Here is a 12,383-nt window from a genome sequence, read left to right as displayed (position 1 = left end):
ATTACCGTTCAAAGAAAGACTCAGCCCTACAAAATGAAGCACTTTTAGCAAATAACAAAAAGTTATTTATTCCTGCAATGGCGCTTAGTGGTGAAAAGGGAGTGAATGATGTTTTGGTTAAAGAAATGAGAGCGAAGTTTGTGGAAGATCCAGCTAAGTTAGAAGCGGTAATTTTACCTAACACAGGTCATTGGCTAATTGAAGAAAACCCAGAAGGCGTCGAGAAAAGTTTATCCAAATTTCTATTTAAATAATCCGTAAAACTTTTACATTCGAATCGATCTTGAACTCGGATGTAACTCAGCTAAAACATCCTTATTCCTATTTGTTCGAGAGAAATGAAAGATGAAAAATAAACTGCCATTCTTGTCTTTATTTTTTGCTTGTCTTACTGCATCAACAGTCAGTTATGCAAATAATGTGTATGGAGAGCATTTAGAAGGATTTAAATATCCTTATCCGCTCCAATATTTTAACTTCTCATCCCAACAGCAAAATTTAAAAATGGGATATATGGATGTTCAACCCAAAAAACCTAATGGACAAACAGTGGTGGTTTTGCATGGCAAAAACTTTTGTGGTGCAACTTGGGAAGAAACCATTAGTTTTTTAACACAAAATGGCTATCGGGTGATTGCTCCCGATCAAATCGGTTTCTGTACTTCTAGCAAACCAGATCATTATCAATATAGTTTCCAACAGCTTGCAGAGAACACACATGCTTTACTCGATAAATTAGGTGTTAAACAACCTATTTTATTGGCGCATTCAACAGGTGGTATGTTGGCAACCCGCTATGCTTTGATGTATCCGAAAGAAACAAAATTATTAGGAATGGTCAATCCGATTGGTTTAGAGGACTGGAAAGCAAAAGGGGTTCCGTATCGCAGTATTGATCAATGGTATCAGCGTGAACTGAAAGTGAGTGCTGAGTCTATTAAAGCTTATGAATTAAAAACTTATTATCAGGGCCAATGGAAGCCTGAATATGATAAATGGGTAGATATGTTAGCTGGATTAAATGCAGGGAATGGACATGAAAAAGTCGCTTGGAACTCAGCACTTATTTACGACATGATTTTTACTCAACCTGTCTATTATGAATTTTCTCATCTTAAAGTGCCTACCGTGCTGTATATCGGTACAGGTGACACAACTGCAATTGGTAGTGATATAGCTCCACCTGAAGTTAAGCAAAAAATTGGTCAATACAGCGTGCTGGGTAAAGAGGCTGCAAAATTAATTCCAAACGCTGAATTAATTGAATTTGCAGGTATGGGACATTCACCACAAATGCAAAACCCGAAACTATTTCATGAGGCTTTGATCAAAACTTTAAAGAAATACGATTAATGATTTGAGGCAATAAAAGCCCCTCTAAATACGGAGCTTTTATTGCTTATACAATTATTCTTTATACTGCCATGCCTTTAAAAACATTGAACAAACTTCTTGATTGAGTTTTTTCAATTCTTTAGGAGTGGGTGGTGCACCCCCTAGCATTGTTGCAGGATAAGAATATCCCATTACAGCACCCAAAAAGGCTTTAGCAGCTTCATCAGGATGTTCAACTTGAATTAAGCCAGCATTGTGTGCAGTTTCAAGAATATGACTTAAAGACCTCTTAATATTGCCTTGAGTACGATTCTGAATTTTAGGAAGAATCTCTTTCATTTCAACTAAAGCAATAATCAGTAATCGTTGCAGACGAATTGCATCAACATTATAAAAATGAGTTTGCACAGCGTACCCAATATCAAATAAACGTTGATCTAATCGTTTGTTACTATCCACGTGATGCTCAATAAAAGGAGCTTCCATTTCTGCTTTTAAATGGTCGAAGACTTCAATCAGCAGCGCTGTTTTGGTTGGAAAATGGTTATATAAAGTTTGTCGATTTGTACCAGCTTTAGTGGCAATAGCCTCTAAACGGACTTCTAAACCTTGTTCAAGAAATAGTTCACGTGCTGCTGCTATAAGAGTTGGGCGGATTCGAGAGGGACGTCCTGGAGATTTTTTTAACATATGGTGTTTTCTTGCACATCTTATTTATTTACTTTACAGTAAAGTAAATAAATTGTCTATATTTCTCGGGTTCCAGATATGCCTGATATTCATTTTTTTAGTCGTAAAACCTTGTATTTATTGCCTGTGCTCTTGTTTCTAAGTGGATGTGATTCTGAAAAACCTATTGTTAAAAATAATCAAAAGGTCGGCATTATCACTATAAAAAAAGAGACTATTGAATCTTCTTACCAGTTAGCTGGGAGAACAGTGGCCTCTGAAATTTCTCAGGTGCGGCCACAAGTAAATGGAGTAGTTGTCGAGCAATTATTTAAAGAAGGCTCTCAGGTAAGTAAGGGACAGCCTCTTTATAAAATTGATTCATCACTCTATCGCGATAGCGTTGATGAGGCTGCTGGTAACCTTGCACTTGCTAAAGCGACAGTGAATTCAACTCGTCTTCAAGCTGAGCGTTATAAGGAATTAATTAAGGTAAATGGCATTAGTCAGCAAGAACTTGATAATGCGTTAAGTGCCTATGAACAGGCAAAAGCCACCGTTGCTGTAAATGAAGCAGTATTAAAAACAGCGCGAACTAATTTGCGTTATACACAAGTTACTGCGCCTATTTCAGGGCGGATAGGGCGCTCTTCGATTACACGCGGAGCTTTAGTGACTTCTGCACAAACAGATCCTTTAGCAACCATTCAAAAACTTGACCCGATGTATGTCGATTTAACTCAGTCGAGTGATGAATATATGGCGCTACGTAAACAGCTCACTGAAAATGGAATAAAACCAACTGAACTTTCAGTACGTTTACAGCTCGAAAATGGCACCACTTATTCGCAACAAGGAACATTTAAGTTCAGTGATATTGCAGTAGATGAAGCAACTGGAAGTATCACGTTGCGTGCAGCATTTTCAAATCCAAATCATGGTTTATTGCCGGGAATGTATGTACGTGCAGAGCTTGGAACGGGTACGCGATCTAACAGCATTTTAATTCCCCAAGGAGCACTTTTTAGAGATGCAGATGGAAACGCGCTTGTATGGGTGGTTGGAAAAGATAATAAAGTTGAACAACGAAAAATTACGCTAGGAAATGCAATTGATAACCGTTGGTTAGTGAAATCGGGCTTGAACGAAGGAGATCAAGTCATTGTTGATGGCCTGCAAGGTTTAAGTGCCGGTATGGCGATTGAACCTACTCCAATGACCTGAGGATGCGCTATGTTGTCGAGTTTTTTTATTGCACGGCCTATTTTTGCTTGGGTTCTTTCTATTTGTATTATGGCCTTGGGTACCATTTCTATTTTGACCTTACCCATTGAACAATATCCAGATATTGCACCACCGGGTGTAAACGTCACTGCAAATTATCCCGGGGCATCTGCCAAAACTGTTGAAGATAGTGTAACCCAGATTTTGGAACAGCAAATTAAGGGCATTGATGGGTTACTTTATTTTTCATCGAGTAGCAGCTCCGCTGGCCAGGCACGTATAAGCTTAAGTTTTAATCAAAAAACAAACCCTGATACAGCGCAGGTTCAGGTCCAAAATGCAGTCAATCAGGCGCTTAGCCGATTACCGCAAGAAGTGCAGCAGCAAGGTATAACCGTGACAAAGTCACAAGGCGATAGTCTATTGGTTTTTGCACTTTACGATGAAAGTAATACAAGAACTTCTGTCGATATATCCGACTACATGGTGAGCACACTTCAAGACCCGCTAAGTCGCGTCGATGGCGTAGGTGAAATCACAGTATTTGGTGCTCAATATGCAATGCGCATATGGCTCGATCCACATAAACTAAATAGCTATGGCCTTATGCCTTCAGATGTCAGAACTGCGATTGAAGCTCAAAATGCACAAATTACAGCAGGTGAGTTGGGGGCATTACCAACTCGTGACGGACAGGCTTTAAATGCAACCGTAACAGCATTATCCCGTCTACAGACCGTAAATCAATTTGAAAATATTATTTTACGGACTCAAACAAACGGAGCTGTAGTTTTACTTAAAGATGTAGCTCGTGTAGAGCGCGGTGCAGAAAATTATCAAACCTCTACACGTTTGAATGGAAAGCCAGCTTCGGGTATGTCTATTCAACTTGCTTCGGGCGCCAATGCTTTAGAAACTGCTGAAAGAGTAAAAGCTGAGGTCACGCGTTTAACCGGTTCTATGCCATCAGGGTTAAAAGTTGCATATCCACGTGACAGTACTCCATTTGTTGAAGCATCTGTAAAAGGAGTGATTAAAACTTTAGCTGAGGCAATTGTTCTAGTCATTATTGTCATGTTCTTATTTTTACAGAGCTGGCGCGCGACTTTAATTCCAGCTATTGCGGTTCCGGTCGTATTGTTAGGAACGTTTGGTGTACTCAGTATATTGGGTTATAGCATTAATACGCTGACTTTATTTGCGATGGTACTTGCAATTGGTTTACTAGTAGATGATGCAATTGTGGTCGTAGAAAATGTAGAGCGGGTTATGCATGAGCAACATCTTGATGCCCGGCAAGCTACCCTAATTTCAATGAAAGAAATATCGGGTGCGTTGGTCGGTATTGCGATGGTACTTGCTGCGGTATTTTTACCTATGGCTTTTTTTGGTGGTTCTGTCGGCATTATTTATCGCCAATTTTCGGTAACACTCGTATCGGCTATGGTGCTTTCAGCCATTGTTGCTTTAACCCTTTCACCTGCGTTATGTGCAACCTTACTTAAACCTGCAAATGAAAAACAAAAGCAGAGAAAATTCTTTACTTGGTTCAATCGTAAAGTCGAACAAGGGCAGTCAAGCTATCGTATAAAGCTGCTCGCTGTTTTAGGTAAACCCAAAATATTTATGATCATATTCTTAGGTATTACAGCTTTGTTAGGCTGGCAATATACGCGAATGAATACTGGGTTTTTACCACAAGAAGACCAAGGCTCAGTTATGGTCCAGTTTAGTACACCAGTAGGCACAACACTCGCTGAAACAGAACGGGTAGGTAACTTGATAGCAGATTATTTCCTGACGAAAGAAAAGGATAATCTCAATGTGATTTTCATGGTGATGGGTAGAAATAACGCAGGCAGTGGGCAAAATGTGGGAATGGCATTTGCTGGACTCAAACATTGGGATGACCGAGAAGGGAGTGAAAACACAGCAGAAGCAGTGATTGCTCGGGCAAACTCATATTTTAAGTCGCTGCGTAACGCACGTGTTCAGGTACTTTCACCAGCCGCAGTAAGGGGGCTTGGGCAATCAAGTGGTTTTGAGCTTTGGTTACAAGATGCTGAAAATAAAGGACGTGATGCTTTACTGGCGGCACAAAACACTGTGTTAAAAGCAGCAAGTGCTGATTCTGGCTTAGCAGCAGTCCGTCTAAATAGTTTAGAAGATAAAGCTCAGTTACAAGTCGACATCGATCAAAGAAAAGCCAGTGCACTTGGTTTGGCTCAAGCCGATATCAGTAATACGCTGTCGTCGGCATGGGGTGGATCTTATATTAATGATTTCATCGATCAGGGACGTGTTAAGCGAGTTTATATGCAAGGAGACGCGATTTATCGTTCCTTACCTCAAGATATTGGGCAATGGTATGTTCGCGGTGCTACAGGTCAGATGACACCATTTTCTAGTTTCTCTTCTGTAAAATGGCAAATGGGACCACAAATGCTGCAACGCTTTAATGGTCTTTCAGCTGTACAAATACAAGGCTCCGCGGCAACTGGTGAAAGTTCTGGTGGGGCTATGGATAAGATGCAGGAGTTAGTTGATCAACAACAAGGCTTTAACCTTCAGTGGAGCGGGTTGTCTTATCAAGAGAAGTTAGCTGGCGGTCAAACCATTTGGTTATATTTAGCATCCATTATCTTTATCTTTTTGTGTTTAGCAGCACTTTATGAAAGTTGGTCCATTCCTGTTTCTGTCATGCTAGTGATTCCTTTAGGTCTGATTGGAGCTGTGGTGGCTGCAAGTCTGGCTGGTTTTGTGAATGATATTTACTTTCAGGTAGCTATGCTTACTACCATTGGACTTTCTGCCAAAAATGCTATTTTGATTGTTGAGTTCGCGGCAGCCAAGTTAGAGGCAGGTCAAGCATTAATGGAAGCGATTATTGAAGGAGCAGGTCAGCGATTACGTCCCATTATTATGACATCTCTGGCATTTGTTGCGGGCGTTCTTCCCTTGGCTGTATCTACAGGAGCAGGAGCTGTTAGCCGTAAAGAAATTGGTATAGCCGTAACGGGCGGTATGATTTCAGGAACCTTGCTTTCTATTTTCTTTGTGCCTTTATTCTTTCTTTTAGTTCGCCGTTTAACCAATAAGCTAAACGAAAAAAAGATGTCATAAAATAATGAAAGTCATTAAAAATTAGACCCTCACACTATTTATAGCATGAGGGTCTAAAAGACTTATCACTTAGAATGTATTTTGAATAATGACTTCATCGAAAGGAAGTTTACCCACACGTGGGTAAGGTTCAGAAGCTGACTTACCAACAGCAATCATTAAACACACCACATGGTCTTCAGGCAAGTTAACGAGCTTCGCCATTGCGTCAAAGTCAAAACCATCCATCGGGCAGCTATCTAAACCATGTTCTTGGGCAAGTAACATCAGAGTTTGAGCAAAAATCCCCGCACTACGCATAACTTCGTCACGTTGGGTTTGTGGGCGGTCACGGTAATACTGGTCAATCGCGCCAGCCATAATATTTTGAACTTCTGGAGTCGCACCATCCCATACACGTTTAGCATCAACTTCCCATGTATTTAATTTTGCACATAATACAATGAGTAAAGATGCTTCTGTAACTTGTGGTTGGTCCCAAGCAATAGCACGAATTTTTTGTCTTAACTCAGCATCTTCGACAACAACCGGACGCCAATGCTGCAAGTTAAAAGCACTTGGTGCATTTGCTAAAACTTCTTGTAATAACTGCTTTTTGTTATCTTCAGATAACTGAAAAGAAGGGTCGAAGCGTTTAATTGCACGGCGCTTACGGAGAGCATCAATAACATTCATAAGATTTTCCTACTTGAGAATTGGGTAGCTGTACTCGTTATTTTGTATAACGTTGGGCTACTTCAGCCGAAGAAAAGTTTGGTAATAATGTCATACGTGATTTTTCAAAATTATTCCATTGATTTTCGTCTTTCAGCACAGGAATTGTAATTGTTTCTTTACGATCAAAGCCGATTAGAGCAGCATCCACCAAATCATTGACGTCCATTAATGGCGGAACTTGGCTTAAATCGATACCTGAACGTTCCCAAATTTCAGTTTTGGTTGCAGAAGGCAATACGGCTTGCACATGTACGCCATGATCTTTTAACTCTAAATGTAAGCCTTGGCTAAAAAAATGTATAAAGGACTTACTTGCACCATAAATGGTAGAACCAAATTCAGGAGACAACCCAACAACAGAACCTAAATTAATAATTGAGCCTTTACCTTTACGTACGAGTTGCTCGGAAACCGCATGAGACAAACGAACAACCGCCGTCATATTTAAAGTCATGAGTGTTTCAATTTCTTTAATATCTTGAGTTAAAAAATTTCCGCTAAGTGTAATACCTGCGTTATTTACCAAAATTTCAATATCAGCATCGTTTTTTAGAACATCTTCAATTTTGCTAATGTCTTGATCCTTTGATAAATCGGCCTGAATAAATTCGACCTGTACACCGTATTTTGCTTGAAGGTCTCTCGAGATTTTGTCTAAGCGGTTGGTATCTCGTGCAACCAAGATTAAGTGATGGCCACGTTGTGCAAAACTGTCTGCATAAACAGAACCAATCCCTGACGAAGCCCCTGTAATAAGTACTTTTGATTGAGCTGACATGTGATGTCTCCACGCTTTATTTTTTAGATGATGATCATAATCTAAAATAACTAATTTTTGATGTCAATCATAATCAATGTATAATTATGACTAGTAGGGTGAATAAAAATGGGTGCGCCAGCATGAAAGTCAGTAAAACTCAGGTAAAAGAAAACCGAGATAAAATTGTTGAAAAGGCGACTCAACTATTTCGTAGCAAAGGCTACGATGGGGTCGGCATTGCCGAGTTAATGTCTAGCGCAGGTTTTACCCACGGCGGCTTTTATAAACATTTCAGTTCGAAAACAGACCTTGTCTCAATTACTGTTAAACATGGACTTGAGCAGGTTTTAAAAAGAATAGAAGGTTTAAACTTAACTCAATTTATTCAGCTTTATGTGTCTCGTACTCATCGAGATAATCGAGATTTGGGCTGCACACTAACGGCGCTATCTTGTGATGCTGCACGACAGCCAGACGAAGTAAAAGTAGAATTTGAAGAGGGCATTGAGCAACTTATTCGGTTCATTATGAATGAACGAGCCAAACAAGTTTCTTTGGAAACGCCAGAGTTGAGAAAGCAAGCCATTAATATTCTTGCTCAATCCGTAGGTGCAATTGCCTTATCTCGCGCATGCCCAGACCAATCAAACCTTAGCGATGAAATCTTAGAAAGCTGTAAAGAGAGCCTTTTAAAATTAGCCGATTAAGCTTTTTTATCTTTCAAGCTGGTTTGCTAAACTGAATTAATCTCGAAATATCGACTGTTCGCTCATAAATGAGTTCCGCCGCATGTTCACAGGCTTGTTCTAATCTAATGGGGCCATTGGCGACTGAAAAAGCAGCCGTAACGCCATGCTCATAAAGCGCTTGGTAGCCTTCGCCTAATGTCCCTGCAATCACAATTACAGGTATATTGTGCGCCTTTGCTATTTGGCTCACCCCAAAAACTGTTTTACCACTTAAAGTTTGCTGGTCAAATTTACCTTCACCCGTAATCACCCAATCTGCATCAGCAATTTTACGTTCAAGTTCATTCAGTTCAGCCACGACTTTAACACCAGCTTTAAACGATGCATTTAAATAACTTTTGGCAGCAAAGCCCAAACCACCCGCAGCACCTGAGCCTGCTTCATCTCGTTTGTCAAAACCTAAAAGCTCCGCTGACACATCGGCAAAATGCGCAAGCGCTGCATCAAGTAACTTTACTTGAGTCGGAGAAGCACCTTTTTGTGGACCAAAAATATGAGATGCGCCATTTGGACCGCAAAGCGGATTGGTTACATCGGCAGCCAGTAAAAAACGTGTATGTTCAATGCGTGAGTCGAAATGTGTTAAATCAATGTGTGATAGGTTGCTTAGAGCGAGGCCACCTGCGGGTAAAACCTTTTGATTGGTATCGAGCAAAACAGTACCTAAAGCACTAAGTAACCCTGTGCCACCATCATTTGTGGTGCTGCCGCCCACAGTTAAAATAATCTCTTTTGCACCTGCATCTAAAGCATCTAAAATGAGCTGCCCTGTGCCAAAGGTTGTACTGTGGCAAGCATCACACTCAGACGGTGGGACTAACTGTATGCCGCTTGCTTGAGCCATTTCAATGATGGCGATTTTTTGCTTTTCTAACCATCCCCATTTGGCTTGAACAGGCTGACCTAATGGCCCAACCACCGTTTTTTCACGCCATTGACCATCGCAGACTTCTAAAACAGCTTCAATGGTTCCTTCACCACCATCTGCCATTGGGCACAAAACAGTTTCGGCATCGGGAAAAACAGCTTGCCATCCTTTGGCAATGGCTTGAGCTACCTTCAAAGCAGATAAGCTGTCTTTAAATGAGTCAGGGGCGATCACAAGCTTCATAAACGTTCTAATACAGATAGATTTCTCATTGTTTTATACTGCTTAATACGAAAAAAACATAGATAAACACATGTAGGCGTCAATTTTTAAATACTTTCAATCTGATAAAAATGAAAATCAATAATGTTTTTATCTGTAAAAAATTGGATTGTAAAATTTTTAAGTTATTGTTTTATAAATTTTTATATAAATAGTATGGTTGTTTTGAATGATTGTAATTGTAAACAATATGGCACATATTATAAGAACGGTTGAGCCAGCTTTTAAAATAGCGGAAACCTATAAAAAGTAGACTCTACAAATAAACTAAACAGCAGATTGTCTTGATATAACCATAATTTAAATTGTGATTTTATTGGATCTGTTGAGTGTAAAAGAAATAAGAGGATGAAAAAGTGGATAATTCAGAAGAACAAAAGCATATACAGGAAAATAACGGTTTTGCGCGAATTGAGCCATATACTCATCCTGCTGGTGGGTGGGGCGCACTCCTTAGTGTCGCTCGAAACCTAAAGCGACAAGATGTTTTAGGTAAAGGTTCAATTACCTTACTCAACATTAACCAGCCTACAGGTTTTGACTGTCCCGGTTGTGCATGGCCAGAAAAGAAAGATGCCCATGCCTTTAACTTCTGTGAAAATGGTGCCAAAGCAGTTGCTTTTGAAGCAACCAGTAAAACCGTTACTCCCGAATATTTCGCAGGCCATACGGTTAGTTGGCTATCAGAACAAAGTGACTTTTTCCTAGAAGACTTAGGCCGCTTAACTGACCCAGTTCGTTATGACGCTGCAACCGATAAATATGTTCCTATTTCATGGGACGATGCCTTTAAGCTCATTGCTCAACATTTACATGCGCTAGACAACCCAGACCAAGCGGCATTTTATACATCTGGCCGTGCCAGTAACGAAGCTGCATTTTTATATCAATTGTTTGTGAGAAGCTTTGGTACAAATAACTTTCCAGACTGTTCAAACATGTGCCATGAAACCACAAGTGTTGGCTTGCTTGACTCGATTGGTTTAGGAAAGGGCACAATCACCCTAGACGACTTTGACCTAGCTGATGCTATTTTTAGTTTTGGGCACAACCCGGGAACCAACCATCCACGTATGTTAGGCACTTTGCGTGAAGTGTCTAAACGCGGTGGCAACATTATTGCGATTAACCCGATTAAAGAGCGAGGCTTAGAGCGTTTCCAAGACCCGCAAGCACCGCTTGAGATGATGACCAATGGCAGTACGCCAATTAGCCGTTATTATTTCCAGCCTAAAATTGGTGGCGACTATGCACTGATGTTAGGAATGTTAAAGCACTTAAATGAATGGGATAAAAAAGCACTTGCTTCAGGTAAACCAAGCGTTTTTGACCGAAACTTTATTGCGGTGAATACCGTTGGTTTCGATGAGATGATTGCTGAGGTGGAAAGAACTGAGTGGGCAGATATTTATAAGCACTCAGGCCTGTCGCCTGAACATTTAGAAAAGCTTGCTAAACTCTTTTTAGAGTCAGAGCGCTCCATTTTCTGTTGGGGGATGGGGATTACCCAGCACCGACACGGAACTGCTAACGTACATATGCTGGCAAATTTATTGTTGGCACGTGGTCAAATTGGTAGACCAGGTGCAGGGCTGTGTCCGGTTCGTGGGCACAGTAACGTGCAAGGCGACCGCACGATGGGTATTAATGAACTACCTAGCCCGAAATTACTCGACAACATTGACCGTGTGTTCGGTATTAAATCGCCAAGAAAAAATGGGCATGGTGTGGTCGAAACCATTAAAGCCATGGCTGAAGGCGAAGTTAAAGTCTTTATTGGTTTGGGCGGAAACTTTGCGGTTGCAACTCCCGATACTCCATATACTCAAGAAGCGCTTAGAAAATGTGATTTAACTGTACATGTCGCAACGAAATTAAATCGTAGCCATTTGGTGTGTGGTAAAGACGCACTTATTTTGCCATGTTTAGGCCGTACCGAAATTGATGAACAGCTTCATGGCCCACAAGCGATTTCGGTTGAAGACTCAATGAGTAATGTTCACTTGTCGGCAGGACGCAATACGCCAATTTCTAAAAACATATTGTCGGAACCGGATATCGTAGCAAGAATGGCTGAAGCAGTACTTCCAGACAGTCAGATTAAATGGAGATGGTACATCGAAAGTTATGATCGTATTCGTGACTCAATTGCCGATGTATTTGATGAGTTCCATGACTTTAATTTACGTGTTTATAAACCGGGCGGTTTCCACCTAGAGCATCCAGCCAATCAGCACATCTGGAATACCAAGAGTGGTAAAGCGCAGTTTATGATTACGCCGCTGAGTGAGGTTTATGCCGATAAGGAAAATCAGTACGCTGCGGCATATACCGAAAGTAAGGTTTATACCTTAATGACCACTCGCTCTCATGACCAATACAACACCACTTTATATGGTCTAGATGACCGTTACCGCGGAGTGTTTGGTCAGCGCCGTGTGTTGTTTATGAACCAAGCTGATATTGATGAAGCAGGCTTTGAAGCAAATCAGTGGGTCGATATTGAAAGCGTTTTCTCGGATGGCGTGAAACGTATTGTGCATAGTTTCCGTATTGTGCCGTATAACATTCCGCGAGGCAGCTTGGCGGCTTACTATCCGGAAACCAATCCTTTAGTGGCCTTAAGCAGTCACGATAAATATGCCAAGATTCCGGC

General features: G+C 40.7%; 10 protein-coding genes. 6 read left to right on the top strand and 4 right to left on the bottom strand.

The window, feature by feature from the left end; translation table 11 throughout:
- On the top strand, positions 1 to 254 hold a 254-nt coding region (locus J582_RS26995; RefSeq protein ID WP_032048689.1), incomplete at its 5' end, for an alpha/beta fold hydrolase.
- A 91-nt stretch (positions 255 to 345) separates the two neighbouring features.
- The gene (locus J582_RS23285; RefSeq protein WP_031981924.1) at positions 346 to 1,353 is read left to right on the top strand and encodes an alpha/beta fold hydrolase; all 1,008 of its coding nucleotides are present in this window, start codon (positions 346 to 348) and stop codon (positions 1,351 to 1,353) included.
- Positions 1,354 to 1,407: 54 nt separating this feature from the next.
- On the opposite strand, the gene J582_RS23280 is transcribed toward J582_RS23285, so the two are convergent.
- On the bottom strand, positions 1,408 to 2,025 hold the full coding sequence (locus J582_RS23280; RefSeq protein ID WP_002048558.1) for a TetR/AcrR family transcriptional regulator: 618 nt from the start codon (positions 2,023 to 2,025) through the stop codon (positions 1,408 to 1,410).
- A 78-nt stretch (positions 2,026 to 2,103) separates the two neighbouring features.
- Between J582_RS23280 and adeD the strand changes: the two genes are divergently transcribed.
- Together adeD and adeE are read left to right on the top strand one after the other, a co-directional pair.
- The gene (adeD, locus tag J582_RS23275) at positions 2,104 to 3,228 is read left to right on the top strand and encodes a multidrug efflux RND transporter periplasmic adaptor subunit AdeD (RefSeq protein ID WP_031981926.1); all 1,125 of its coding nucleotides are present in this window, start codon (positions 2,104 to 2,106) and stop codon (positions 3,226 to 3,228) included.
- Between the two features lie 9 nt (positions 3,229 to 3,237).
- Positions 3,238 to 6,351 carry a multidrug efflux RND transporter permease subunit AdeE gene (adeE, locus tag J582_RS23270; RefSeq protein WP_050674860.1) on the top strand — a complete coding sequence of 1,038 codons (3,114 nt, stop codon included), beginning with the start codon at positions 3,238 to 3,240 and terminating at the stop codon, positions 6,349 to 6,351.
- A 69-nt stretch (positions 6,352 to 6,420) separates the two neighbouring features.
- Here the strand turns inward: adeE and J582_RS23265 are convergent, their stop codons facing one another.
- The gene (locus J582_RS23265) at positions 6,421 to 7,026 is read right to left on the bottom strand and encodes a nitroreductase family protein (RefSeq protein WP_002048541.1); all 606 of its coding nucleotides are present in this window, start codon (positions 7,024 to 7,026) and stop codon (positions 6,421 to 6,423) included.
- A gap of 37 nt (positions 7,027 to 7,063) precedes the next feature.
- Positions 7,064 to 7,846 (bottom strand): SDR family NAD(P)-dependent oxidoreductase, encoded by a 783-nt coding sequence (locus J582_RS23260; RefSeq protein ID WP_032048686.1) that lies wholly within the window; start codon positions 7,844 to 7,846, stop codon positions 7,064 to 7,066.
- A 122-nt stretch (positions 7,847 to 7,968) separates the two neighbouring features.
- On the opposite strand from J582_RS23260, the gene J582_RS23255 reads away from it, so the two are divergent.
- Positions 7,969 to 8,535, top strand: coding sequence for a TetR/AcrR family transcriptional regulator (locus tag J582_RS23255; protein ID WP_022575236.1), 567 nt, complete (start codon positions 7,969 to 7,971; stop codon positions 8,533 to 8,535).
- Positions 8,536 to 8,548: 13 nt separating this feature from the next.
- Here J582_RS23255 and J582_RS23250 read toward each other — a convergent pair whose 3' ends face one another.
- On the bottom strand, positions 8,549 to 9,688 hold the full coding sequence (locus J582_RS23250; protein WP_032048684.1) for a glycerate kinase: 1,140 nt from the start codon (positions 9,686 to 9,688) through the stop codon (positions 8,549 to 8,551).
- Between the two features lie 395 nt (positions 9,689 to 10,083).
- Between J582_RS23250 and J582_RS23245 the strand changes: the two genes are divergently transcribed.
- A partial coding sequence (locus J582_RS23245) for an FdhF/YdeP family oxidoreductase (protein WP_032048683.1) occupies positions 10,084 to 12,383 on the top strand: 2,300 nt, incomplete at its 3' end.

Source organism: Acinetobacter sp. 1566109 (genome assembly GCF_000582255.1).
Classification (GTDB): Bacteria; Pseudomonadota; Gammaproteobacteria; order Pseudomonadales; family Moraxellaceae; genus Acinetobacter; species Acinetobacter nosocomialis.
The sequence above is the reverse complement of the archived record's forward strand: the minus strand, read 5'-3'. Positions and strand labels throughout refer to the sequence as shown.

Excerpts from the sequence above, each read along its gene's own strand:
- J582_RS23250 (WP_032048684.1), bottom strand. The coding sequence starts at position 9,688 with ATGAAGCTTGTGATCGCCCCTGACTCATTTAAAGACAGCTTATCTGCT.
- adeD (WP_031981926.1), top strand. The coding sequence starts at position 2,104 with ATGCCTGATATTCATTTTTTTAGTCGTAAAACCTTGTATTTATTGCCT.
- J582_RS23260 (WP_032048686.1), bottom strand. The coding sequence starts at position 7,846 with ATGTCAGCTCAATCAAAAGTACTTATTACAGGGGCTTCGTCAGGGATT.
- J582_RS23280 (WP_002048558.1), bottom strand. The coding sequence starts at position 2,025 with ATGTTAAAAAAATCTCCAGGACGTCCCTCTCGAATCCGCCCAACTCTT.
- adeE (WP_050674860.1), top strand. The coding sequence starts at position 3,238 with ATGTTGTCGAGTTTTTTTATTGCACGGCCTATTTTTGCTTGGGTTCTT.
- J582_RS23265 (WP_002048541.1), bottom strand. The coding sequence starts at position 7,026 with ATGAATGTTATTGATGCTCTCCGTAAGCGCCGTGCAATTAAACGCTTC.
- J582_RS23285 (WP_031981924.1), top strand. The coding sequence starts at position 346 with ATGAAAAATAAACTGCCATTCTTGTCTTTATTTTTTGCTTGTCTTACT.
- J582_RS23255 (WP_022575236.1), top strand. The coding sequence starts at position 7,969 with ATGAAAGTCAGTAAAACTCAGGTAAAAGAAAACCGAGATAAAATTGTT.